This is a genomic window from Actinomycetaceae bacterium MB13-C1-2 (assembly GCA_035621235.1).
GTDB lineage: Bacteria > Actinomycetota > Actinomycetes > Actinomycetales > Actinomycetaceae > Scrofimicrobium.
On record CP141731.1, the window covers coordinates 1,944,123 to 1,969,590 of the forward strand.

At 57.6% G+C, this 25,468-nt stretch carries 21 protein-coding genes; 14 read left to right on the forward strand and 7 right to left on the reverse strand.

All coding sequences use genetic code 11. The annotated features are described in order from the left end of the window. Window positions 1–187: 187 nt before the first annotated feature. Window positions 188–2,167 (reverse strand): Stk1 family PASTA domain-containing Ser/Thr kinase, encoded by a 1,980-nt coding sequence (gene pknB / locus U6G28_08500; protein WRS29557.1) that lies wholly within the window; start codon window positions 2,165–2,167, stop codon window positions 188–190. Between the two features lie 63 nt (window positions 2,168–2,230). On the opposite strand from pknB, the gene U6G28_08505 reads away from it, so the two are divergent. Both U6G28_08505 and U6G28_08510 read left to right on the forward strand, forming a co-directional pair. Continuing rightward, window positions 2,231–2,692, forward strand: a complete 462-nt coding sequence (locus tag U6G28_08505) for an Rv2175c family DNA-binding protein (protein WRS29558.1) — start codon at window positions 2,231–2,233, stop codon at window positions 2,690–2,692. A 281-nt stretch (window positions 2,693–2,973) separates the two neighbouring features. Continuing rightward, window positions 2,974–4,371 (forward strand): IS30 family transposase, encoded by a 1,398-nt coding sequence (locus U6G28_08510; protein ID WRS29559.1) that lies wholly within the window; start codon window positions 2,974–2,976, stop codon window positions 4,369–4,371. Between the two features lie 7 nt (window positions 4,372–4,378). Here the strand turns inward: U6G28_08510 and U6G28_08515 are convergent, their stop codons facing one another. Continuing rightward, complete coding sequence (locus tag U6G28_08515) at window positions 4,379–5,539, reverse strand: polyprenyl synthetase family protein (protein WRS29560.1); 1,161 nt, start codon at window positions 5,537–5,539, stop codon at window positions 4,379–4,381. A gap of 135 nt (window positions 5,540–5,674) precedes the next feature. Between U6G28_08515 and U6G28_08520 the strand changes: the two genes are divergently transcribed. Both U6G28_08520 and U6G28_08525 read left to right on the forward strand, forming a co-directional pair. Further along, window positions 5,675–6,994: an RNA polymerase sigma factor gene (locus U6G28_08520; protein WRS29561.1), complete on the forward strand. Its 1,320-nt coding sequence runs from the start codon at window positions 5,675–5,677 to the stop codon at window positions 6,992–6,994. A gap of 365 nt (window positions 6,995–7,359) precedes the next feature. Then, the gene (locus U6G28_08525; protein ID WRS29562.1) at window positions 7,360–8,256 is read left to right on the forward strand and encodes a hypothetical protein; all 897 of its coding nucleotides are present in this window, start codon (window positions 7,360–7,362) and stop codon (window positions 8,254–8,256) included. A gap of 342 nt (window positions 8,257–8,598) precedes the next feature. On the opposite strand, the gene U6G28_08530 is transcribed toward U6G28_08525, so the two are convergent. Further along, the gene (locus tag U6G28_08530; GenBank protein ID WRS29563.1) at window positions 8,599–8,838 is read right to left on the reverse strand and encodes a hypothetical protein; all 240 of its coding nucleotides are present in this window, start codon (window positions 8,836–8,838) and stop codon (window positions 8,599–8,601) included. A 130-nt stretch (window positions 8,839–8,968) separates the two neighbouring features. Between U6G28_08530 and U6G28_08535 the strand changes: the two genes are divergently transcribed. After that, window positions 8,969–11,071, forward strand: a complete 2,103-nt coding sequence (locus U6G28_08535) for a DNA topoisomerase IV subunit B (protein ID WRS29564.1) — start codon at window positions 8,969–8,971, stop codon at window positions 11,069–11,071. Window positions 11,072–11,119: 48 nt separating this feature from the next. Continuing rightward, entirely contained in the window at window positions 11,120–12,106 is a 987-nt protein-coding gene (locus U6G28_08540; protein ID WRS29565.1) for a hypothetical protein, read from the forward strand. 145 nt (window positions 12,107–12,251) lie between these two features. On the opposite strand, the gene U6G28_08545 is transcribed toward U6G28_08540, so the two are convergent. Continuing rightward, the gene (locus tag U6G28_08545; GenBank protein ID WRS29566.1) at window positions 12,252–14,672 is read right to left on the reverse strand and encodes a DNA topoisomerase IV subunit A; all 2,421 of its coding nucleotides are present in this window, start codon (window positions 14,670–14,672) and stop codon (window positions 12,252–12,254) included. Window positions 14,673–14,738: 66 nt separating this feature from the next. Here U6G28_08545 and U6G28_08550 point away from each other — a divergent pair, with 66 nt between their 5' ends. Next, window positions 14,739–15,287 (forward strand): DUF5998 family protein, encoded by a 549-nt coding sequence (locus U6G28_08550; protein WRS29567.1) that lies wholly within the window; start codon window positions 14,739–14,741, stop codon window positions 15,285–15,287. 2 nt (window positions 15,288–15,289) lie between these two features. Beyond that, window positions 15,290–16,447, forward strand: coding sequence for an alkaline phosphatase family protein (locus U6G28_08555; protein ID WRS29568.1), 1,158 nt, complete (start codon window positions 15,290–15,292; stop codon window positions 16,445–16,447). An 8-nt stretch (window positions 16,448–16,455) separates the two neighbouring features. On the opposite strand, the gene sepH is transcribed toward U6G28_08555, so the two are convergent. Beyond that, window positions 16,456–17,520, reverse strand: a complete 1,065-nt coding sequence (gene sepH, locus U6G28_08560) for a septation protein SepH (GenBank protein ID WRS29569.1) — start codon at window positions 17,518–17,520, stop codon at window positions 16,456–16,458. Between the two features lie 162 nt (window positions 17,521–17,682). Between sepH and U6G28_08565 the strand changes: the two genes are divergently transcribed. From U6G28_08565 to U6G28_08580, 4 genes are read left to right on the forward strand one after another with little or no spacing between them, the layout of a single operon-like run. After that, on the forward strand, window positions 17,683–17,985 hold the full coding sequence (locus U6G28_08565) for a DUF4193 domain-containing protein (protein ID WRS29570.1): 303 nt from the start codon (window positions 17,683–17,685) through the stop codon (window positions 17,983–17,985). A gap of 9 nt (window positions 17,986–17,994) precedes the next feature. After that, window positions 17,995–18,573 carry a DUF3710 domain-containing protein gene (locus U6G28_08570; protein ID WRS29571.1) on the forward strand — a complete coding sequence of 193 codons (579 nt, stop codon included), beginning with the start codon at window positions 17,995–17,997 and terminating at the stop codon, window positions 18,571–18,573. Beyond that, window positions 18,560–18,937 carry a hypothetical protein gene (locus U6G28_08575; protein WRS29572.1) on the forward strand — a complete coding sequence of 126 codons (378 nt, stop codon included), beginning with the start codon at window positions 18,560–18,562 and terminating at the stop codon, window positions 18,935–18,937. Before U6G28_08570 ends, U6G28_08575 begins: the two co-directional genes overlap by 14 nt. Beyond that, complete coding sequence (locus U6G28_08580) at window positions 18,934–19,668, forward strand: DUF3159 domain-containing protein (protein WRS29573.1); 735 nt, start codon at window positions 18,934–18,936, stop codon at window positions 19,666–19,668. The genes U6G28_08575 and U6G28_08580 overlap by 4 nt, the downstream gene beginning before the upstream one ends. On the opposite strand, the gene U6G28_08585 is transcribed toward U6G28_08580, so the two are convergent. Together U6G28_08585 and U6G28_08590 are read right to left on the reverse strand one after the other, a co-directional pair. Continuing rightward, entirely contained in the window at window positions 19,654–20,325 is a 672-nt protein-coding gene (locus U6G28_08585) for a TrkA family potassium uptake protein (protein WRS29574.1), read from the reverse strand. The two genes, U6G28_08580 and U6G28_08585, sit on opposite strands and share 15 nt — an antisense overlap. Before the next feature lies 1 nt (window position 20,326). Continuing rightward, window positions 20,327–20,989, reverse strand: coding sequence for a TrkA family potassium uptake protein (locus U6G28_08590; protein WRS29575.1), 663 nt, complete (start codon window positions 20,987–20,989; stop codon window positions 20,327–20,329). 135 nt (window positions 20,990–21,124) lie between these two features. Here U6G28_08590 and U6G28_08595 point away from each other — a divergent pair, with 135 nt between their 5' ends. Further along, window positions 21,125–22,519, forward strand: coding sequence for a TRAM domain-containing protein (locus U6G28_08595; protein WRS29576.1), 1,395 nt, complete (start codon window positions 21,125–21,127; stop codon window positions 22,517–22,519). Window positions 22,520–22,626: 107 nt separating this feature from the next. Beyond that, window positions 22,627–25,458: an aconitate hydratase gene (locus U6G28_08600; protein WRS29577.1), complete on the forward strand. Its 2,832-nt coding sequence runs from the start codon at window positions 22,627–22,629 to the stop codon at window positions 25,456–25,458. Window positions 25,459–25,468 lie beyond the last annotated feature (10 nt).

Consider the following 25,468-nt stretch of genomic DNA (forward strand, 5'->3'; position numbering starts at 1 on the left):
GGCATCTGCGCTAGTGCCATCGGCGCCGTAATATCGTCACCGGTCACATGCGCTAAACCCGTGCCTCTCGGCCGCAGCCTCGTTTAGGCTGTCTTGGCAGGCCGTTGCTCGCTTGCCCTGGATGCGCCGACTCCTGTGCGCGATCTAGGAAATGAATTCGATCTAGACGAGTTGTGGGGCGCGGACGTTAGACGATATCGATGGTAACGACCGTGCCACGCTCCACGGTCTGACCGGGGGCGACGCTCTGCCTTCCCACGACATTGAGTAGCTCAACGATTACGTTGACCTCCACCCGCAATCCTGCCCCCTCAATCGCCGCGACCGCCTCATCACGACTCATCCGCCAGACATCGGGAACAACGACATATCGAGAACCGAGGGAGCGGGTGATCTGAACGGTGTCTCCCCGATGGACTTTTTCTCCAATGGCCGGGCTTACAGCAGATATCTGACCGATTGCGTAGTCATCCGAATAGTCTTCGACAACTTCAACCTTGAGTGCCAGTGCTTCGAGCTGCACTTGAGCTTCTTCCACTGACTGCCCCAAAACATCGGGGATCTCGATTGGCTCACGTCCCTTCGAGACAGTTAAGTGCACCGAGTTTCGGTGGTCGATTTCCGTTCCCGGAGTTGGGTTTGTACTGATGACATGCCCCTCAGGAACGGTCTCAGACCATTCCTCAAGAGTCTTGTTGACGGTTAAACCTTCGGTTTCGATCGTTGTCGTGGCATCCGAAACTGATTCTCCGACAACGTCGGGCACCTGAAGGAATAGAACGCCCTGCGAGACGATGAGCGTTGCCTCGGCGTTCTTGTGAACACGTTCGCCATAGGCCGGGTTGGTTTCGATGATCATCTGATCGGGTACGTCATCATCGTTCTCGTACTGCAGGTTGGAAGCTATCCCCATTTCGGAAAGCTCCGACTGAGCTTCGGCTACCGTCTTTCCCGCAAGGTTTGGCATTTCGTAGTAGGAACCGGGACCGTACTGTTGCCACCACCACCAAACGCCGAGAGCAACCCCGACAAGCAACAAAAGAACGGTTGCGACAACCAGGGGCACCCTGGATAACGGCTTGCGGCGTTCCTTCTGAGAAGTCTTCGCGACGGCCCCCGAAGTGTGAACAACATTCTGTTCAATCGGAAGCCACGTAGTGCGACCATCGACCTTGAGTGCGTGGGTCGCCCCCGACTCCTCAGCGGAAAGGCTCTCTGATCCCGAAACCGGAAGCTGGTGGTCTAGTAGCTCGATCGGAAGTGCGTTCCTCGTTCGCGCGACGAGCGCCGCGGCGTCCCGGGCCGTCAAAGGGCGATCAGCAGGGTCACGCGCCGCCAAGACCTGGGTCAGATTGTCCACTTCGGTGGGAATCCAGTCCTGGAGTTTCGAGGGCGGTGGAATATCGTCATTGACCCGTGACAGCGCGAGCTGAATCGGCGTATCGGAACCCTGCCCCGGAACGGTTCCTGTCAATAGCTCGTAGAGCATGATCCCAACCGCATAGATATCGGTTCGTCCGTCGTAGTCACCCCGCAGGGCAACCTCGGGAGCTAAATAGGCAACTGTGCCCATCACCGTACCGGTGGATGACATCGTCACCTCTGAGGCTGCACGTGCCAGGCCAAAGTCGGTAATTTTGAGCGTTCCATCGGAGGCAACCAGAACGTTCTCGGGCTTAAGATCGCGGTGGACCACACCCGCCTTATGGGCGAAGACTAGCGCTGCGAGCAGTTGCTCGGTGATGTCCAGGCTATCGCCAAGAGTTAGAGGACCCGAGTCCTGGACGAAGTCTCGTAGATGGGGTCCATCCACGAGTTCCATCACCAGGTATCCCTGCCCCTGATAGGCCCCCTGGTCGTAGACCGGAACGACGCCGGGATGGGAAATTTTGGCGGCGGAGCGTGCCTCTTGACGGAAGCGCGCCGTGAACTGTTCAGACTCCGCCAGATGGGGATGCATGATCTTCAGGGCAACCAGACGACCCAGACGCTGATCCTCGGCAATGTAGACGCTTGCCATGCCGCCACGTGCCATGCGCGAGACAACTTTGTAACGTCCGTCTATAGTCAGTCCGATGAGCGGGTCTCCGCCGTTCGGGGGCGGCGGACCATCGACCTCTCCGCCTCGGGGCGCGTCGGGCCCCGAAGGGGTTGAACTCTCACTCACGACCCCGAGTTTACGTGAATGGGAGCGTCGCACCGCTCTGGCACGCGGCACTATCCTTGAGGGATGAGCTACTCGAACAAAGATCTCTTTGCCGAAACCGAATTGGTTGATGGCCTCAGTGCAGCCCGGATGCTAGGAACTAAACCTTCTCGGATTAAGCAGTTGATCCGAGACAATCTTTTGATCGGCTACTACGCTGACGGTTCGTGGTGGGTTCCGGAGACAGCATTGGTTCTACTCGATTCGGAGCTCGGCCAGATGCCGGGAGCCAAGAAAATCGCGGAACGAATTGCCGCGTCAGTCAAGCTGGCAGAGGATACCGACCCCCTGCCTGAAGCCACCCACGTTCCGCTTTGGACTCTGCCCGGCACCATCACGGTTCTAAAAGACGGGGGATTCACTGATGATGAGGTGCTGGAATGGTTGTTTAGCCCCAGCGAACTACTCGACGAAAAGCCGATAGATGCTTTGAGGTCGGGGCGCCATCACGAAGTGAACTCAGTAGCGTCGGCACTCGCCTGGTAGCGGCGAACTGAGCCTGAAGCGTGGCCCCGAAATATTGGTGGAGTCACACGCTCCGGGTAGCCGTGAACTTTCGTTAGTGTTCCGCGCCGCAGATTCGTCCACGTCCTATGCGCCGAGTCGGCACTGTTCGGCGGCATCTTCGGTCGGCTTGTCACGGGGAAGCCTTTGTTCGCTCGCCCTGGATACGCTGACTTAGTGTGCGATCTAGGAAACGAACTTGTAGCGCGGGACACTAGGTGGATTCAATTGGTCGTCGCAACACCTCGATTTGGAGGTGTTTTATGGTTCGTCGTCAGCAGGCTGCGGATCGGGCGGTCCGCCCGAAGCTACGTTCCCCTGGTCATCCGAAGTTCCAGCGGCATGTCGAGGCCGCGTTCTGGTTGCAGATCGCCAAGGGGATGCTTCCTGCCGAGGCCGCAGGGCAGGTTGGCGTGGCGTCTGCGGTGGGTCAGCGGTGGTTCCACAATGCTGGGGGTATGCCACCATTTGACGTGAAGTTCACCCCGACAGGGCGCTATTTGTCTTTTGTCGAACGCGAGGAAATCGCTTTGTTGCGGGCTCAAGGACAGGGGGTGCGTCAGATAGCCCGCACCGTTGGTCGTGACCCGGGGACGATCTCCAGAGAGCTGCGCCGTAACGCTGCCACTCGGGGTAGGAAACTGGAGTACCGCGCATCTGTTGCGCAGTGGAAAGCTGATCTAGCAGCCAAACGCCCTAAAACCGCGAAACTGGTCGCTAACCCGCGGTTACGCGCCTATGTAGAAGAACGCCTATCGGGCCAGATCAAAACACCTTCAGGCATGGTGGTCAGCGGCCCGGAACCTCCACGTTTCACCGGCAACAACAAACCTCACCGTAAGCACCGGGCATGGTCGAATGCTTGGAGTCCCGAGCAAATCAGTAACCGACTCAAGGTCGATTTCCCCGATGATGAGTCCATGCGGATAAGCCACGAAGCGATCTACCAGTCCCTTTACATTCAGGGCCGTGGCGCGCTCAAACGCGAGCTGGTGTGGTGTTTACGCACCGGACGCGCGTTGCGCGCCCCGCGGGAGCGATCCAGACGCAAAACTTGGGCCCATGTGACTCCTGAGACGCTGATCAGTGAGAGACCCGCAGAAGCAGAGGACCGAGCCGTTCCAGGACACTGGGAAGGTGATCTACTGATCGGGTTGGAACGCTCAGCGATCGGTACTGTCGTCGAGCGGACAACCAGGTTCACCATGCTAGTCCACCTGCCACGCGAAGATGGTTGGCGGCACATGGGCGCCGTCAAGAATGGGCCCGCCCTGGCTGGCTACGGGGCAAACACCATGAAAAACGCATTAGCGAACGCGATGGCGACTTTACCTTCAGAACTAGCACGCTCGTTGACCTGGGATCGCGGTAAGGAGATGTCGGCACACGCCCAGTTCAAAGTTGAGACCGGGATACCCGTGTTCTTCGCCGACCCACAATCACCCTGGCAGCGAGGCACAAACGAGAACACCAACGGCCTGCTGCGACAGTATTTCCCCAAAGGCACGGACCTGTCCCGATGGTCGGCCACGGAACTTGAAGCCGTCGCCCACGCACTCAACACCCGGCCAAGGAAAACACTCGGATGGAAAACCCCAGCCGAGGCCTTCAACGAGCACCTACTATTACTCCAACAAGCCGGTGTTGCATCAACCGATTGAACCTGGTCTAGACACTTCGGTCGGTGAGGGTCTGCACCAGGAAGAGTAAAATTTCGCGTGACGCGGGGGACAGGTCAGCCGATTTCAGGGATTGTTGAGACTGCTTGACGAGTCTATTGATCAGTTCTTCGTGGGGTTGCTTGCCGAATCTCTCTAGGAGCGCCGCCGTCTCCTCTGCATCAGACTCACCAACGCTGTCTGCCGCATAGACTCGCTCCAGGTGACTTCGCGCCGCTTGGTCGGCATTGGCGTAGGTGAGGGCCAAGAGAACTGTGTGCTTGCGCTCGCTGATGTCACTGCGGTTTGGCTTCCCGATGGTTTGCTGATCACCGAATGCACCAAGCTCATCGTCGCGAAGCTGAAATGCGAGACCCGCCGGTTCCAGGATGGACTCAAGGACTTGGAGGAACCCTTCATCCGCACCGGCGAGGATGGCTCCAAGCTGTGTTGGCCGGACCACGGAATAGAGCGCAGACTTGACGCGAATCACTTGCAGGGTTCGCTCGACGACGTCTGAGCTCTCTGAACCTTGGTCTACCGAAGAGATTGGATGGTATCCGGCAACCATATCCCGATACTGTCCTTGCGCCACCTCCCCCGTCATTCGGGAGTATTGCTGAAGCAGAAGTGATGCACGGTCCGGACTTATCTTCGAAACAAGACGTGAGAGGCTGTTTTCTGCGCCGGCGGCAAGCATATTTCCCAGCAGAATCGCACCGTCTACCCCGTACTTAGACGCCGAACCGATGAGTTGATCATGTCGGTGCTGGGCCGCCAGGGACGAGTGAGCGGATGGCTCCCCCCTTCTCAGAGGCGAGTCATCGATCACATCATCGTGAGTTAGCGCGGAGGCTTGATAGTACTCAACCGCCATGGCTAGATCGTCGATTCCTGGAACTTCAAAAGTGGTCGTAATCAGTTCCGCAAGGTTGTCTGCAGAACCAAGTGCAGCGGCCGCGCCCACGTATGAACAAATTGCGCGGAATCGCTTTCCACCACTAACTGCGCGGGTTGCGAGGGGCGAAAGGGGAGTGTCGCTTGCGCCGATGGCGAAGTTGAACTCGGTAATATCTCGGATGATCGCGGCATCGACGCTACGACGAATCGTCGCAAATGCGCCTTCTATCGCCAAGAAGGATGCTTTTCCGGGATCTAGAACTGGGTTCATAATGCTTAGACTACCGGGACCGTGCATCGAGCTGGAATGGGCACAGTATCCCTAAAGAACTATAATTGTAGCGGTCTGTTCCTGCCCACGACTCCCGCCTACTTCGGCGTAACTGGAGTGTAGAAAGGCTTATTTGTGACTGCTTCCGCTAAGAAAACTTCAGCCAAGAAGGCACCCGCCAAGAAGGCTGCTCCGAAGAAGACTACCGCCAAGAAGGCTACCACCGCTTCCAAGACGAAGAAGGGGAAAGAGGACCCCGAGTCGGACACCCCTGACGAAGAGATCGATGATGTGGTGGTAGATGATGACGTCGAGGCAAAGGTTGATGAAGAGGACGAGGACGCCGAGCCTACCGTCGGTGACGAGGATGACGCGGACGAGTCTAGCGATGACGATTCTGACTCCGAGGAAGACGACGAAGATGAGGATGAAGACCGTCCCAACTCGGTAAAGGAAGAGGCCGCGAAAGCCGGTCCAAGAGGATTCATTGTTTCCGACTCCGATGATGCGGACGAGCCCGTCCAGCAGGTTACTTCGGCCGGTGCAACCGCCGATCCGGTAAAGGATTATCTGAAGGAGATCGGTAAGGTCGCACTGCTGAATGCTGAACAAGAAGTTGACTTGGCTCGCCGGATCGAAGCCGGTCTCTACGCCGACTACCTACTTAAGAACGACGGCGAGACCATGAACTCCAAGGAACGCCGTGAGCTGACGTTGCTGGCCTCCGATGGACAGAACGCCAAGAATCACCTTCTTGAGGCGAACCTGCGCCTGGTTGTTTCGCTGGCAAAGCGTTACACGGGACGAGGCATGCAGTTCTTGGACCTGATCCAGGAAGGAAATCTGGGCCTGATTCGCGCAGTCGAGAAGTTTGACTACACAAAGGGATATAAGTTTTCGACTTATGCCACTTGGTGGATTCGTCAGGCAATCACTCGTGCAATGGCCGATCAAGCACGGACTATTCGTATTCCAGTTCACATGGTCGAGGTCATCAACAAACTGGCTCGCGTACAGCGTCAGATGATGCAAGAGCTCGGCCGCGAACCTACTCCCGAGGAACTGGCCGCTGATCTGGATATGACTCCTGAGAAGGTGGTTGAGGTCCAGAAGTATGGTCGTGAGCCGATCTCGTTGCACACCCCGCTGGGTGAAGATGGAGATTCCGAGTTTGGTGACCTGATCGAGGACTCCGAGGCGGTCGTCCCTGCAGAAGCCGTGTCATTCACGTTGCTGCAAGAACAATTGCATCAGGTACTTGACACGCTGTCAGAGCGTGAGGCGGGTGTGGTCTCGATGCGCTTCGGTCTCGGGGACGGTCAGCCTAAGACGCTCGATGAGATCGGCAAGGTTTACGGCGTGACTCGTGAGCGCATTCGCCAGATCGAGTCAAAGACCATGTCGAAGCTTCGCCATCCCTCAAGGTCACAGGTTCTCAGGGACTACCTGGACTAGTTGATAACGGCGGCTCCGATCTGACTGTCAGATCGGAGTTTGGCGTTCCAGAAAGCTCGCCATAGTTCGAGTCTGAAGCGCCGTTTTGGTTGTGATCTTGGTCTGATGGGACGCACAGCGACGCTGGTTGTCTCGGCGTCGATATCGCTGATGGCCTGCGTGATTGTCCTTGCCGGGCGGGTCGTTCGTATGGTTCCTATGCAGGATGGGCGGCGGAGTTCCACCGAACAGTTTTGCGCAGAAGCATAGTGCGTTTCGGCACCATTTAGCGGCGCCCCGATTTCGAACGCGCGGGACGTTAGTCATATACAGTTGGTCGCGGTAATAGCGCCGTTCCCCGCGCGCTCCCAGGCACAGGAGATCACATGGCAGAAAAGCCGAAGAAGAAGGTTGTTCGCGTCGAGACGGAAGTGTCGAAGCCGAAGAATCAGTCGAACACGTCCGGCGGCAAGTCCGGCGCCAAGTCTGCTGGTACGCCTGCTGCGAAGACCGGGACAAAGAACACGGACTCCGCTAAAGAACCAGTTTGGACTCCAACGCCAGAAGCCAAATCGAAGGCCACGAGATTCCGCGTCTTCGCGTGGATCGCGTGGGTAGTCGCAATCGGACTAGAAATTTTCACGATCGCTTGGGTGCTGAAACAGACTCCGGTAAACACGTGGCTCTTGGTAGGAATCCTCGTTGTCATCGCGCTTCTGGCCGTTGCCGGAAATCTACTCTGGAAGCAAGCCAATCGACTGGATCCCGCCTCCGAGCGCAACAAGACCAAGTTCTTCATACAGAATCAGCTTGGTGCAATTATGACCATTCTGGCGTTTCTACCGTTGATTGTCCTCATCTTCACGAACAAGGACATGGACGGCAAGCAGAAAGCCGTCGCGGGCGGTATCGGTGCCGTCCTGGCGATTGCGGTTGCTTTGCTGTCGGGCGTTACATGGGACAGCCCGTCGCAAGAACAGTACGCGGCTGAAGAGAACATTATTGTCGCTCTGACGGGTGCGGACGAGGTTTACTGGGTCAAGTCCGGCACCGTGTTCCATGTCTGCGAAGCGGTTCCTGATGTTAACAGGGAGTCGAAGGACGGCCAGATCTATGTTGGCACCGTCGCCGAGGCTCACGCGCAGGGCAAGGAACGCCTGACTCAGAAGTGGCAGAGTGAGGCGCTGAACTACTGTGGCTACACCCAAGAAGATGTTGATCGCGTTCTGGGTGCGGTTGAGACGTCGGATTCCGATCTGCACGGCGACGAGCAGAGCGAGTAGTCAACTTCGTTGGCTCCGCGGCGTGACGTGACGTAGTGGAGTATCTGTCGCTGTGGCACCCGAAACCTGTGTCTCCCTTACGTTTACGTTTCGGATCGCGTCACACCGGCAGATACTCGATTTGGTGGCTGGCACCCTTGGTCACATTGGCAGATATGTGGATGCCTGAGTTTCGGTTGACACTGCCGGGCACGCCGACAGACTTATCGGGTGATCGAGCTTGCGGTGGGACTGCGGCTGTGGCTCGGTAGCGGTTCCCCCGAGCGAGTGTTTGTCGGAGTGGACCTGGCGAGCCTTCTGTGGCGCAGTATCTGCCGAGGTCGCTGGTAAACGAGTCCGCGCCTAGGCGTCCTCTAGCAGTAGCGCCCGATCATCTTGAATGAAGAGTGCGGTATCTCGAAGAGCGTCAATGTGCTGACTTCCGTGGTGGGCGCAGAACAATAGCTCGGAGGTCTTCATAACAGCGCGAACCCAGGCCCTGGCATCGCAGACGTCGCAACGATCCAGCGCAGTCAGTTCACGCCTTGGGTCGGCAAAGGCTAGTTCCTCTGCGGCCGTGGCTGTTGATGTTGCTGTATCCATGTACCTATAACAACACGCCCCAGGCCGAAAAGCATCGGCTGACTTCGTTCTTTCGCCAGTGGCGTAGATGCGACGGCGGCCCCGGCGATGCAGCGCTGGTTTTGTCGGTAGCTTTCGTAGACTCAGTTACGTGGTAGACAAGGAACTCGACTACTCCGCACGTCACCTTCAGGTACTTGAAGGGCTCGAGGCGGTCCGCAAGCGTCCCGGAATGTACATCGGCTCGACCGACCAACGCGGTCTTATGCACTGTGTTTGGGAGATCGTCGATAACTCGGTTGACGAAGCCTTGGCGGGTCAGTGCAGCCGCATCGAGGTCACCCTTCATAATGACCACTCCGTTTCGGTTGTGGACAATGGACGAGGAATCCCGGTCGACACGGTCCCCGGTCTTGGCCTCTCCGGCGTTGAGGTCGTTTTTACTAAGCTGCATGCGGGGGGCAAATTCGGCGGCTCACCGTACGGTAACGCCGGTGGTCTGCATGGCGTCGGCGCTTCTGTTGTGAACGCACTTTCCGCCAGGCTTGACGTTGAGGTTGACCGCTCCTCCAAAACACACCGAATGTCGTTTCGCCGCGGAGAACCTGGAAAGTACGACGACTCAAAAGCGATGGGTCCGAACTCGCCGTTTAGCCCGTTCGCGCAGTCGCAAAAAATCGAGGTCGTTGGTAAAGCCCCTCGCGGGAAAACGGGCACCCGGGTGCGATTCTGGCATGACTTCCAAATCTTCCCAGAGTCGGAGTCTTTCTCTTGGGAACTGCTGGTCGCCAGGGCGCGACAGACCGCCTTTTTAGTCCCCGGCCTGACCATCGTCGTTCGCGATGAACGCGAGGGACGTGATGACGAAGAAACGTTCAAGTTCGATGGTGGTATCACTGACTACGTTGACTTCCTCGCGCAGGATCGGGGAGTCACCGACATCTGGCGTATCCAGTCCGAGGGGGAGTACACCGAGATCGTCCAACAATTGGGCGACGATGGGCACCTTCACCCAGTCCCGACGCAGCGAGTCTGCGAGGTCGATATTGCGATGCGGTGGGGAGTCGGTTACGAGACGGAAGAGAAGAGCTACGTCAACATAATCTCAACCCCGAAGGGCGGGACCCACGTACAGGGGTTTGAACAGGCACTACTCAAAGTCTTTCGCGCACAGGTTGAAAAACAATCAAGACGACTGAAGCTAACTGCGAAAGACGGTCGTCTCGAAAAAGATGACGTTCTTGCAGGACTAACCGCGGTGGTCTCAGTCAGGGTTCCCGAGCCTCAGTTTGAGGGACAGACCAAAGAGATTCTTGGTACCCCGCAGGTTCGAAGCATCGTCTCGAACGTAGTCACGAAGTGGCTTGAAGCCAAGCTCGCTAAGACCGGACGTGGAGACAAACAAGAGAATCAGGCGCTGGTCGACAAGATGGCCGGTGAAATGAAGGCGCGCACTTCTGCCCGCCTGCACAAGGAGATCTCGAGACGTAAAAACGCCCTCGAAACATCTTCGTTGCCCGCCAAACTCGCAGACTGCCGATCCAACGATGTTGAGTCCTCTGAGCTGTTTATAGTCGAGGGTGATTCGGCTCTCGGCACCGCTAAAGCGGCACGTTCTTCCTCTTTTCAGGCGCTCTTCCCAATTCGAGGAAAGATACTCAACGTTCAGAAGGCCTCTACTTCTGACATGCTGCAGAATGCAGAGTGTGCCAACTTGATCCAGGTCATTGGGGCAGGTTCCGGCCGGACGTTCGATATGTCGCAGGCTCGCTACGGCAAGGTCATCCTGATGACGGACGCCGATGTGGACGGTGCGCACATTCGTACTTTGCTGCTTACGCTGTTCTTTCGCTACATGCGACCACTGGTTGAGGCCGGTAGGGTCTTTGTCGCGGTCCCGCCGCTGCATCGAATTGAGGTGGCTGCCAAGGGCCGAGCCAAGAAAGAGTTCATCTATACCTATTCTGATGCAGAGCTACACCAGGTGCTGAAGAAGCTCGAGCGTTCAGGTCGAACCCACAAGGAACCCATTCAGCGCTACAAGGGTCTTGGCGAAATGGACGGTGATCAACTGGCCGAGACCACCATGGACCCAACCACCAGGCGCCTCCGTCGCGTGACCCTTGCTGACGAGAGTGCGTTGCGCGAGGCCGAGGAGGTTTTTGAGCTGCTGATGGGTTCGGTTGTTGCCCCTCGAAAAGAGTTTATTGTCCAGGGGGCAAAGCAACTTTCACGTGACCAGATCGACGCATAGAGATATCCCAAAGCGGCAATCGGGCTCAATCCGTTAGTCTGGAGACTAATGTCAGCTTCCGATCCAGGCTTTCCCGGGATTCGTCCCGACGTCAGATGGCGCGTCCTCGCAATGGACGACGCCACAGATTTGCTTAATCTCATAACGAAGTTGGAAGACCAGGACCAGGCGTTATTTCGTACCTCGCTTCCAGAGGTTGAAGAAATGCTTGGTCGCCCAGGACTTGCCCACGTCGTTGGTGGCACTGCCGATGATCGGCTTGTCTGTTTCGGATACGTCGGGCTTGCCAGAAGCGGAAACCCTGAAGCTATCTGTCATGGCGGCGTTTTGCCAGAGATCCGTAATCGCGGTCTAGGGCAGGATTTGCTTTCTTGGCAGACGGAACGTGGAAGCGCGTTGTTGGCCGAACATTTCCCAGAGCAAACGTGCCGGATCACTCACGCCGTTGATGCAAGACGCACTGCGTTCCACTCCCATCTTGAAAGCCTCGGATACCAGTGGACGCACAGCTTCGCTGAACTACGTCGTAGTCTCAACGATTCTCCCGGGCCGATTGAGCTTTCTAGCTTTATCGAAATCGTTCCCTGGTCCGATGAGTGGGAGGAACAGGCAAGGAAAGCGTTTAATCGCGCATCGAAACAGGCTGGAAACCAGGAGTCCCAGAGCGCGGAGCAATGGAGGGAGGCCAGAGCTCATCTGGTACCGGGGCTATCGTTCTTGGCCGTTGACCGAACTGGGGACCGTGCGAAGGTCGTTGGTTTGATTGAGGTCGGACTATACCAGCAGGATTGGGAAGCACTTGGATGGAAAGAGGGCTACATTGACACGGTCGCCGTGTTTCGCCCCGACTCCCGAACTCAGATACTGACCAGTCTGCTCTCGAACTCATTGCGGGCCATGGGTGAAGCCGGTTTGGACAAAGCTGCTGCGGGCATCGACCCGCAGTCGGACCCTGAGATGATGGCGTTCTACGAATCAATGGGCTTTGAACCCCACGCTTGGTGGCGACACTATTCACGCACTGTTACCCCCTGAAATGAGACAGGGTGCCCCTACGTTGGTCTGCACGGCGAAAGATGGTCCCGGCCTGTCGTAACTGACCGGGACCTAATCATCCTGGATGAAAATATCCGTTATCGGGGTAATCGGTGCCGAGGGGACAAGCCCGCTAGTGCGCCATCTAGCCGAAGCTAGCGACTACCGCAGTGAGCGGCTCCCCGGACCCATCGCGCCTCCCCATGTCTCCGGGCAACCCCACACGGACCGAACCGGCGGTCTGCGCTGCTGGGGTATGGTCACCGGCCCAAGCCACATTTAGCTGATCCTCACCGGCGAGGAAGCGATGACTTCGCACTCCCTGCGTTGCCCGTCCCTTGACCGGATACTCGGTAAGGGGGGTGAGCTTGACACGCCCCGGAACAGTTCCAGGAATTGCATCTGAGGTGCCCGACACGGTTGCAACCGTGGCATCAGGGGTCTCCGTGACTGCGCCAAAGAACAGCACCTCATCTCTCGATCCCAGCTTTATTCCGGCCATCCCGCCAGCGGGAAGACCCTGCGGACGCACGCTTGAGAGCGGGAACTTGAGAAGTTGCGCACCCTTAGTCACAAAGACGGCGAAATCTGTCTCGTCCGAGTTACCTGTGCCGACCACTCGGTCACCATTCTCAAGCGCGATCACAGGCCAGCTGTCCCTTGGCGGATGCGGGCCGGGCTTTACTCGTTTGACCACGCCCTGCTTGGTGCCGATTGCCAGGATGGTGTCGACCGCGTCCCCGTACAGTCCAATGGCGGGTTCGCTTACTCCGCTGATCTCAGCGAATGGGACCGACCCGGCGAGTGTCTGGGCTAGGTCGCTACGTGCGATTCCGGGAAGCGTCTCCACCCGTACCGCGTGTGCCATCCCGTCGGCCGTTACAACGTTGACCATTCCTCGTGCAGTGGTTGGTGCCCACGAGAGCCAAATGTCGCTGTCGCTTCCCGGGGTGGCCGGCGGTTCATGCCCACCGATTCTGCAGAGGCGACCATCGGGAGTGAGCACAACCACGCACGGGTCGTCCGCAATCTCAAGTGAAGCGGGATCAACAGAGGTGACCGGATCAGCGCCCTCGGAGTCCAAGAGAACGGTGCGTCTTGGCGAAGCCACTTCTTCTGCTACAGAGGTCAGATCAGCGGCGACTGCCTCACGAAGTAGTACATCCGATGAAAGAAGCTTCGAGAGGCCTTCGATCTCGTCGGCTAACTCCCGCTTCTCGGTCTCAAGCTCCAGGGTAGAGAACTTGGTGAGCCGTCGTAGGCGCAGGTCCAGGATGTGCTGGGCCTGAATCTCGGTCAGATCAAAGGCCATCATTAGGCGGGTTCTGGCCTCTTCGGCGTTCTCAGAAGTACGAATTATCTGGATTACGTCATCGATTTCCAATACCGCAACCAGTAGCCCGTCAACCAGGTGAAGACGATCTTTCTTCTTCTGGAGCCGGAAAGAAGCACGTCTGCGTGTCACGTCTAGGCGATGGTCCAGGAACACCTGCAGCATGTCGCGAAGCGGAAGGGTGCGCGGCTGGCCCTCCACCAGTGCCACGGCATTGATGGAAAATGACTCCTCAAGCGGAGTGTGCTTGTACAGCAGTGCCAGAACCTGAGCGGGGTCGAACCCGGACTTAATGTCTATCACCAGTCGCAGACCATGATGGCGGTCGGTGAGATTCTGTGCTGCCGAGACACCCTTGATCTTTCCGGAGTTCACCCCTTCCTTGATGCGCTCGATAACCCGCTCCGGCCCAACCATGTAGGGGAGTTCAGTAATGACAATTCCGTTACGGCGGGCCGTGATGCGTTCGACGTTAGCCTTAGCCCTGATCTTGAAGCTACCGCGCCCGGTCTCATACGCCTCGCGCACTCCGCTCAGACCCGGGATTATGCCGCCAGCAGGGAAGTCGGGGCCCGGAATAAAACGCATCAGGTCGTCGGTGCTCGCGTCAGGGTGTTCTAACAGGTGCAGTGCTCCGCGAATGGTTTCCGCCGGATTATGCGGTGCGATCGACGTCGCCATGCCGACCGCGATCCCAGATGCGCCATTTACCAGCAGCGATGGGAACGCCGCCGGAAGAACGTCTGGCTGCTTGAACTGGTTGTCGTAGTTGGGGACAAACTCAACTGCATCCTCGTCTAGTCCGTCCGTCAGTAGATGGGCGGGCTTGGCGAGTCGTGCTTCGGTGTAGCGGGGAGCGGCGGGGCCGTCATCGAGTGAACCAAAATTTCCATGACCGTCTATCAGCGGGAGCCGGAGGTTGAAGTCCTGGGACAGGCGGACGAGGGTGTCGTAGATGGCTGAGTCACCGTGCGGGTGTAACTTACCCATCACCTCGCCGACAACGCGCTGTGACTTTACGTGTCCCTTTTCCGGAGTGAGTCCCATCACCTGCATCTGGTAAATGATGCGACGTTGGACTGGTTTGAGTCCATCGCGGGCATCGGGGAGGGCACGGGCATAGATGACGGAGTATGCATACTCCAGGAAAGAACCCCGCATTTCCACCGAAACATCAATATCGTCGATCTGCTCGTGGGCGTTTGAGGTCTTGGTCTGATCACTTCCTGGCATAGGGGCCATTATTGTTGATAGAAGGACAACCCCATACTCTCCACGCGAGCGGAGCCAAAGATACCCATGACCTCATTCGACAAGGTGCGAAGTTCAGGATTCCATGCGGACCTGCTTGAGAAGACTGTTTGTGATCTCAGCGGCGGAAAACTGCCCGGTCACTCCCTGTACAACCTTGAGACCTCATTTGACGATGACTCGGTCTTCAGGCATCTAGATTACGTCGGTCTACTTGAACGCCGGATGATCGCTGTTCACATCGATGAACTCGCGAGTGGAATGCGCTGGATGGCCACAGTGATACCTCTGTCGGATGTTGGGCCAATAGAGATCGCGCAGGTTCTGCTTTCGGACGAGGAAGCCGGCGGCCCCGCAGACGGGGTCGGCAACGAACTCATGGTCAACATCGGATTTGGCTCGGCAATGACGCTGGATCTCGATAAGGTTCACTGTGAGGATCCTGAATGTGAGTATGACCATGGCTATAGCGGCTTCCTCAAACGTGACGGGTTAGCGATGCGGTTTGAAGACAATCCCGACGCAGGTGTCTCATCATCATCCCAGGATGCGATGGTTTTCGTTCGCGCACTGATGACCTGGATGGATGAGCAGTAACGGTGTCAGATCAAGGCATTGACGCGGTAAAAGAAATCTTGCACGAGGGAGGTTCTCTCCTTCCGTCCGAACAGCCGCTGAGGTGGGTTGGTTCGGTTCTTCCAGCGGCCCTGTGGGCGGTTGACCAGGCGAATGAGAACTCATCAAGTGACGCTGCCTCGGCAATGGGGGTTGAGTCCGCAAGACACGCGGTTGTGATTATGGTCGACGGCCTTGGAGTAGTGCCGCTAACGGACCGCCTTTCGTATGCTCGCACGCTCCGAGGGTTCGCTGATTCCATCGTGGTCGGGCAGTCCACGGTGCCGTCCACTACCGCGTCCGCTCTCACGGCCTTCACGACGGGCGCGTTGCCCGGAGCAACCCGTATGGTCGGTTACGCGGTGCGGCGCAGCGATCACGTGATGAATCTGCTCAACTTTGAAAAGGACGTGGTAGCACAGCAGTGGCAGAGCGTCCCAACCCTTTTTGAAAGACTTGCGGACTCAGGACTACGAACACGGATAATCACAAAGCCGAAGTTCAGGGACTCGGGGTTGACTCAGGCATCATTTAGAGGCGCTGGGTTTGTGGGTCGTGAGGGTCTGACTGAGCGGTTTGATGCCGCTCTCGCAGGTATCCGTGAAGGTGTTGAGCTGCAGGTCGTGTACTGGTCGGATATCGATCACGAGGGACATCGATCCGGAGTCACCTCACAGAAGTGGGCCGAGGAACTTGAGGAGTTTGACACGGCTCTGGGGGCATTCCTTGCCCGTGTCCCGAGTGAGACCCTTGTGCTCCTAACCGCTGATCACGGAATGGTTGACGTGGAGCGGATCATCGATATCGCGGACACCCCAGAGTTGCTGGACGGAGTTCCGCTTGTCGCCGGCGAGGGGAGGGCACTTCATCTCCATACAGCTCCAGGAGAAGAAGCCGCGGTGGTGGCGCGCTGGACGCAGTTCCTAGACGGAGTCGCAGACGTGGTTCCAGCTGCGGACCTGCCACCGCTTCTGGGCGAGGGAGCCGGAATAGCAGAAATCGGCGCGGCGATGGTTTTTCTTCGGGACAACACGGTCATTCTGGATTCGCGGAGCCAGAAAAAGTCGGTTTTCGAGATGAGGGGCGTCCACGGCTCTCTGACTCATGCCGAGATGGCAATTCCGCTACTGCGCTTGGTCTAGTGACAGGACTACTCAGGGCGCTGACCGAAGATAATCTCGTCCCACGAGGGAACCGGAGTTCTCTTGCCGCGCCGGCTCCCGTTTGGTTGTGGTGCGGTATCGGTGGGTGGTTCGTCAGCGGCTTCGGTGATTGACGTCTCGGAGACATCGCCGCACGCCGCGTTTAAACTCATTTCTTTGTTATCGCTTTGGTCCGCCAGTTCTCCCGCGACCGTGTGCAACGAAGCGCGAGGCCGATTTTCGTCCCCGTCTGCATCTGTATCCTCGTCCTCGAAGTCGTCGTCTAGTTCCAGGTCGAGCATGTTATCCATGATCGGAACGCGCTTGCCGCGCGCCTGATTAAGCTTCTCAACCAGTTCCTCGGCTCGTGCCTGATCCTCGGAGGTAGCAGAGCTGCTCAGCCGCGGCGTAACCGGGATGCCAACGTCATTTGGAAGGTTCCTTGGGGAGTCTGTTCCACCGCGTGGGAACAGGGGTGCAGGCGGAAACAGGGGATTCGTTGACGAGGAGATTTCGACGGTCTCTGTTAGTTCCTGCGCCAAAGGGTCGAGGGCTACTACTCGCCCGGTTCCACCGGGATTTGTCCAGCGTGCTGTCTGGAGTACGTCGCCCCGGGTGAACGAAAGGGTGGTTACCCAGTCCTCGTCGGGATTCTTGGAAGCGGACCAAGAGACAGTCTCGACGTCAACTCCTCTGGCCGCGAGCCGGTCGATCACAAGATCACCCATGGTTGGGGAATCCGGTTCGGCGCCAACTCTTGAGTCCTGGGCCAGTTGCACGGCCCGGTTAATCTCTGCCTCGACTGGTGCATAGTAGCGGATGACACGCTCGACATCGCTACCGATTTGCTCGGCGATCTCAAGGGGAGAAAGCCCACTTCTAAGCATCGACTGAATCTGTCCCGGCCCGATGTCCCGTTTTGGTTCCTCAGGCACAACCCCTTGAAGAAGCAGTCGTCCCACTTCGGCCCGGAGCTCGGAACTGGCTGAGACTCGGTATCGCTCGCCGTCTCGATCAGTGAACACCAGTGACTCACCGTCTCCGGCAGGGCCGAGGAACTCAAGATCAATCATGTGCTTGCCACCTTTCCCCCTAATCGTGCCATTCGATTTCGCTAATAACCGTAAGACTCGTCGTTATGTGCGTACCTGGATGGATGTTCCCCCTTAAATGGTGCTAGTATCCCGGCGCACGCACATTGCTACCCTGGGCCGAGAAGGCCGAAAGGAACACGGATGGCCACCGATTACGATGCCCCCCGCAAGAGCGAAGAAGATCTCTCAGAAGACTCGATCGAAGAACTGAAATCACGTCGCGCAGACATTGGGTCTAACGACGTTGACGAGGACGAGAACGAGGCCGCAGAGAGCTTTGAGCTACCGGGCGCTGACCTGTCCAAAGAGGAACTGACCGTACTGGTCGTTCCTCCACAAGAGGACGAGTTCACCTGTACCAGTTGCTTCCTGGTACAGCACACCTCACAGATGTCTGAGAACTCCGATCCCTCCGCGCCTGTCTGTATCGACTGCGCTGGCTAGGAAGGAACGATGACTGACTCTGAGTTGACTGCCAGACCGGGGCCTTCGGACTCTGAAGGAAACCCTCCTCCTGAGGGATACCTGGACCTAGGCGCGCTCTATGTCCCGAAGATCCCGGGCCTGCAGTTACGAGGCAAGCTTGAACCCGACAAACAGACCTTGCGACAAGTTCTATTGGTTCTCGGGGCTTCAGGTGTTGCCGTTTCGGTGGCTGCCGCGCCGAAATCAGGAAACTCATGGCCCGAGCTGGCTGCTCAAATCGAAGGAGCCATCGAGGGCGCGGGCGGCAAAACCGATGAGGTTGAAGGTCCCTACGGACTTGAGATTAGGGCTCAAATCGCCCAGCAGGCTCCGAATGGAAAAACGATGCTGGTCCCGGTTCGGATCATCGGTGTTGACGGACCTCGTTGGATCACCAGGATTGACATCCAGGGAGCTGCGGTAAGCGGAGATCCTGAACAGGTAGCTGCCTGCGAGGATCTGATTGACAGGCTGATTGTCAATCGGGGAAATGAGCCGAGAATCCGTTTTGACCTGATGCCCCTGCGGCTCCCCAAGGAAGCCGCCTCGCTCAATGAGACTGCCTAGGGTATTCCGATTTGGAGACAAGAACTCACAGAAGGAGATCTCGAGTCCCCAGGAGGAACTGAGCCTCGACCAACTGGTGCCTGACCGAGTTCCAATAGCCGAGTGTCCTGAGCGTTTTGAGGTAGTAGTCGCCGGGCTGGTTAGTGCCGTTGAACATGTCACAATGGACAACAACTGTAAGTTCATTGCTGTGCTTGACGACGACAGTGGTTCCACATTGCGATTGGTTTGGCTCGGTCGCGGTGCCATCCCTGGTCTTTCTCCTGGTCGCCCGCTAAAGGCACGAGGAACGGTGCAAAAGAAAACGGAGGGACTAACGATGATGGATCCCTCGTACACAATCCTGAACAGGAGAGGTTCGTGACGGACGCCGAGGTACCCGAGGATGGGACCGAGAAAACACCGACGGTTCCCGTCTCTAGCGGACGGGGTTGGATCGGTCAGCTAGAGAACGAAGAGTTTTCTCTGAAGGATTCAATCGGGGGTGTTCGCGGCGCGGTAGAGTCCCTGCTCCCGGGACTTGTCTTCGTTGTTGCCTACGTGATAACGCGCGATCTGACAACCACGCTGATCATGGCGGGAGGTATCTCCGTCATATTCCTGCTTGTTCGGTTGCTGCAGCGTACGCCGATCACCCAGGCATTCGCCGGCCTACTAGGTGTTGCGATAGGCGTTGTCTGGGCTGCCATGTCCGGTCGTGCAGAGAACTACTTTGCATGGGGAATCATCACCAACGCTGCGTTCTTTGTTGTCTTCCTGCTCTCGATCATTCTGCGCCGCCCTCTGATAGCGATATTGATCCAGCTTTTGTACGGGCTCCCAGATGACTGGAAGAGGACTGAAGCAGGGCGAATGCTCGCTCGACGCTCCATGCAGGCTAGCTGGGTGTGGGTGGCGGTCTTCGGTATTCGCCTTGCCGCCCAGGTTCCGCTGTACTTTGGCGAACACATAGTCGCACTTGGTACGGTGAAACTTATCCTAGGACTTCCACTGTTCGCGCTTGGAGGGTGGCTCACCTGGGTGCTCCTTCGAGGGGTCATTCCCCACGAGGAGTCCACGGACGAAGAAAATCCAGTCGATCTACCCGAGGCTTGAGACCAGGTCTTCTAGGTGCATTAGCTCGGGGCTGGCACCGCGACCGGTGATGACGATTAGCTCGTCTCCCGGTTGGATCCCGTCGATCTTCCCAAGTGCCGCAGGTTGCTTGTCGCGTACTATCGCCGAGACGATGATGTTTTCAGGCCACTCGACGGCTACGGGACTTAGACCAATCAATGCACTGTCGGCCGGGACTTCGATTGTGAATACCGAAGTTGCCGACTGGTCGAGCGAGAGAAGCTGGACCGCCTGACCCACAGACACAGCCTCCTCGACCAGGGCGGTGAGGGCCTTCGGAGTCGACGCGAGTACATCAACGCCCCAGTTTGAGTTGAACATCCACTCGTTGGCAGTGTGATTGGCGCGCGCAATCACGCGAGGCACGGCGAAGACGGTCTTCGCCAGGAGAGACACAACCAGATTTACCTTGTCATCTCCGGTCACTGCCACAAGCGCGTCGCACTCTCGAGCTCCCAGTTCTTCCAGATCGGAGGGAGAACAGGCATCCGCTAGCACCCAGTCCGCTTCGGGGACCCATGCAACACGAATTGCTTCCGCGCGGTCATCTACCAGGGTGACCTCGTGCCCCGATTCAAGCAGCGCGGCAGCGATTGACCGGCCGACAGATCCGGCTCCGACCACAACGATCTTCATTTCACTGACCCTCCGGTCGGTCCATTAGGATGCTACGGATCTCCGTCGGATCGGTTCCCTGGGTCCCGATGAACAACTCGTCGTTCTCTTGCACAACCATGTAGGGACTAGCCAGCATGACCTCGGACATCCTCGCGACAAAGACAACCCGACCGGCGGTTGCTTCTTCTATCTCAGGGAACGAACGACCGTACCAGTATTCGCTGGGGCGCACAGCAATGATTGAGACGCTTCCGGTGGCATCTCCCCAAACTACTGAGGCGTTTGAGGGAAGTAGGCGCCTTAGGACTGCCGTGGAAACGCGCTTGGCTGATGCGATAGTTGGAACACCCAATCTCTCGTAGAGTTCAGCCCGTTCGGGATCGGAGACTCTCGCGACGACGTGTCCCACCTTGAACTCTTCCGCCACGGTTCTCGCAGCGATGATGTTCGAGTTGTCTCCGTTAGAGACGGCGGCGAACGCATAGGCATCGGCAATACGGGCTTTCTTGAGCGTACCCAGATCGAATCCGTTGCCGGTGACGCGCTGGCCAGAAAACGACGAGGAAAGGCGCCGAAATGCGCCAGAATCTAGATCGATGATGGCGACAGAGTGTCCAGCTGAGTCGAGTTCCTCAGCGACCATGGCCCCGACGCGGCCACAACCCATGATGACGAAATGCACGGTGCAAAACTATCACCGCTTTGAGCTTTATTGGAAGGAATCTTTAGGCGCGAGAGAACGCGGCACGAGTGTGCCAGTACCCTTGATCAGAGAGTGGACCCGAGCGTCCACAACCATGTCACTAAGGAGACGCAGATGGCCGACCAACCGAAACCCTCGCGCAAGAAGACCCGAGGAGGCGCGAAGGTTCGCGCAAGGAAGGCCAGGGCTGCGGGGCGCACCGTGGCGAAACAGGGACGGAAGGCGGAAGGGCTGCCAAGTGAGCCTCTTACGCTACAAGTTGAGAGGGTGGCGCATGGTGGCGCGGCCGTGGGGCGAGCCCCAGATGGTCGGACGGTATTCGTTAGGGGTGCTATTCCGGGCGAGACGGTACGTGCCCGAGTAACTGCCGACCACAAGAAGTTCATGTGGGCAGATACGGATGAGGTTCTTGAGGCTTCCGAGCACCGGATCCCCCATGTTTGGCCAGATCCGCCAGAGATCGGCAGTGCGGCTGCGGACCTGGGGCATGTTGACCCCTACCGGCAGCTGGCCTGGAAATCCGAGGTGCTAGCGGACCAAATGAGGCGGATTGGTGGAGAGGACGTTGCGGCGCGAATCGATGCGTTGTATCCGGGTGGTGTGCAGGTGCAGCCGGTAAGTGACAGTCCATCTATTGCAACCAGGACTCGTATCCAACTGATCGCAGATTCCGAGGGCAGACTGGGAATGAAGCCATATAGGAGCGACCAAGTTGTTGCCCTTGAGGAAGTTCCGGTTGCTACTGCACAGATTCAAGACGTTGCTCGATTCGATCCGACTGTATTGGGTAGCAGATGGAAGGGGCGGTGGGGTGCTGGTGATCGGGTTCAGGTCGAGGCCCCCAATCGTTCGCGGCCGGTGGTCGTTACTGCCAGCGGCGTCTACGACGCTGAGACAGCGGTGCCATTCGAGGGACCATCGCAATGGGCGGTCTGCGTCGATGGCACAGAACGTGAGTTCAGGGTTCGACCGGGCGGGTTCTGGCAGACGCACCTGCGAGGACCCGAAGTGCTTGCCCGGTCCGTTATGAAGGCCGCTCAGGTGCAACCCGGCGAGACCGTCATGGAACTCTACTCGGGAGCAGGGCTATTCTCTCGTTTCCTAGCTGATGCGGTTGGACCCTCAGGGCTTTTGCTCACCCTAGAGGGTGACGCGACAGCGGTCGAGGATGCGGGTGCCAACCTGATCGACGCGGTTGAGGATGACTTTGCGGTCATCTTTGAGGGAAAGGTGGACGAGGAGTCCGTAGCGGAACTGTTTACGGAAGCCAAAGGGCACGTGGACACGGTCGTACTCGATCCTCCGCGTAAGGGTGCGGGTTTCGATGTCGTAAGAGCCATCGCTAAGACAGATGCGGGTCGTGTAGTGCTCGTCTCGTGCGACCCTGTAGCCGCGGCCAGAGATATTAGGGACCTAGTGTCTTGCGGATTCCGCCTCGAATCGATCGAGGCGTGGGACCTGTTTCCAGGGACTCACCACTTTGAGACAGTGGCGGAATTGGTGCGATAGGACGCGACCCACACCTCTGAAGTGCGGTATCTGTCCGCGACGCGTTTGGTTTCGCAATAGGGTGGAACGTGAAGCCCTGTGAAAACCACTTGACCGAAGGAGGACCGGTGGCGAAATTGGACAGCTTTGGTGCCCGCGACAGCCTGTTGGTTGGCGACAAGGAATACCAGATTTACCGATTGGACCAGGTTCCTGGTGCGGGTAAACTGCCCTATTCATTAAAGATCCTTACGGAGAATCTGCTACGCAACGAGGACGGCGAGAACATAACCGCCGACCATGTTCGTTCTCTCGCCTCTTGGGATCCTGATGCTGAGCCGGACACGGAGATTCAGTTCACTCCGGCCCGAGTAGTGCTTCAGGACTTCACGGGAGTCCCGTGTGTTGTCGACCTGGCGGTCATGCGTGAGGCCATCCAGGAAATGGGGGGAGACCCGGACTCAATCAATCCGTTGGTTCCCGCAGAACTAGTCATTGATCACTCGGTACAGATTGATGTATTTGGTGAGCGAATGGCCTTTGAGAGGAATGTCGAACGCGAGTACGAGCGAAACGGTGAGCGTTATCAGTTCCTTCGGTGGGGACAGGAAGCCTTCGATAACTTCCGTGTCGTTCCGCCGGGCACCGGCATCGTTCACCAGGTGAATCTGGAGTATCTGGCTCGGGGAGTCTTCACAAGGACCGCGGCGGGCGTCACTGAGGCGTATCCGGACACGTGTGTTGGAACCGACTCTCACACGACAATGGTCAACGGTCTTGGGGTTTTGGGCTGGGGCGTTGGCGGAATTGAAGCCGAAGCAGCGATGCTCGGTCAACCGATTTCGATGCTTATCCCCAGGGTTGTCGGTTTCAAGTTGACTGGAGAGATTCCCGCCGGTGCCACTGCAACCGATGTGGTTCTGCGTATTACGCAGATGCTGCGTGAGCACGGTGTGGTCGGAAAGTTCGTCGAATTCTACGGCGAGGGTGTCGGCTCTGTGCCACTGGCCAACCGGGCAACGATTGGCAACATGTCGCCGGAGTTCGGCTCGACCGCAGCGATGTTCCCGATTGACCAGGTAACCCTTGACTATCTGAATCTCACGGGTCGTAGTGACGAACAGATCGCCCTGGTGGAGGCATATGCAAAAGAACAGGGTCTGTGGCACGATCCGTCACGTGAAGCCACGTATTCGGAGTACATGGAACTGGACCTATCAACGGTCGTTCCTTCGATTGCCGGACCGAAGCGCCCTCAGGACAGGGTTGACCTAACGGAGGCGAAGGACGCGTTCAGGTTCGTTCTCCCGGACTATGTTTCAGACGATGATCTAGTCAAGGCAACCGACTTGGACAAGGCTCTTGAAGGGACGTTCCCCGCATCGGACCCTGTCGCACCTGACACAGAGGACAGCGACGGTTCAGCACCCGTAGATGACCCGGGCGAGGCATCCGAGCGGCCGCACCGCAGTGTTCCGGTAACTCTTGCCGATGGAACGCGCACTGAGCTGGATCACGGCAAGGTGGTCATTGCCTCGATTACCTCGTGCACAAACACCTCGAATCCGTCGGTCATGATGGCGGCGGCGCTATTGGCACGGAACGCCAATCGTAAGGGTCTGAAGTCGAAGCCATGGGTAAAGACTTCGATGGCTCCGGGATCTCAGGTAGTTACCAACTACTATCAGAAGGCCGGGCTCTGGCCCGACCTCGAAGCTCTAGGTTTCTATCTGGTCGGCTATGGGTGTACCACCTGCATTGGAAACTCTGGGCCGCTACCTGAAGAGGTTTCGGCCGTCGTGAACAATCACGATCTTTCGGTTGTTTCTGTGCTCTCTGGCAACAGAAACTTCGAGGGACGCATTAATCCGGACGTAAAGATGAACTATCTGGCCTCGCCGCCACTAGTCATCGCATACGCCCTTGCTGGAACCATGGACTTTGATTTTGAAAACGAGTCCTTGGGTCAAGATCAGCAGGGTAACGACGTCTACCTGCGCGATATCTGGCCAGACCCCGAAGAGGTCCAATCGGTAATCGATGCGACCATCGATCGGGAGATGTTCGAGTCCGACTACGCTGATGTCTTTGCCGGTGACGAGAAGTGGCGGGGGTTAGACGTTCCCCAAGGTGCGACTTTCGCCTGGGATCAGGACTCGACTTACGTTCGGAAGGCACCGTATTTCGACGGAATGCCTGCCGAGCCGAAGAGGATTGAAGACATTGTTGGTGCGCGTGTTCTGCTAAAGCTCGGTGACTCTGTCACCACGGACCACATCTCGCCTGCGGGATCTTTCAAGGCCGAGTCGCCAGCGGGTCAGTATCTGCTCGATAGGGGAGTCGGAGTTCGCGACTTCAACTCCTACGGTTCCAGGCGCGGAAACCACGAGGTAATGATTCGCGGAACCTTCGCTAACATTCGAATTCGAAATGAAATGCTTCCGGGTGTCGAAGGCGGATTCACCAGGGACTTCACCCAAGAAGGTGGGCCGCAGGCTCCAGTCTTTGACGCGGCGCAAAACTATGTTGCTGAGGGGACCCCGCTAGTCGTTTTGGCTGGCAAGGAGTACGGATCCGGCTCGTCGCGTGACTGGGCGGCGAAGGGTGCTGCACTACTGGGCGTTAGGGCCGTGATTACTGAGTCGTTCGAACGCATCCACCGCTCCAATTTGATCGGAATGGGCGTTCTACCTCTCGAATTCCCCGAGGGCGAGAACCGAGACTCCCTGGGCCTTGATGGCACCGAAGTCTTCACGATCACGGGTCTGGAAGAGTTCAACGATGGGCGCACCCCGAAGACGGTTCATGTCGAGGCGAAGCGCGAGGATGGAACGGCGATCGAGTTCGAGGCCAAGGTAAGGGTCGATACTCCTGCGGAGAGGGATTACTTCCGTAACGGGGGAATTCTTCAATATGTACTACGGGGTCTTAAGGCAAAGGAAGACGCAAAGGCCAACTAGGACTTTGGGG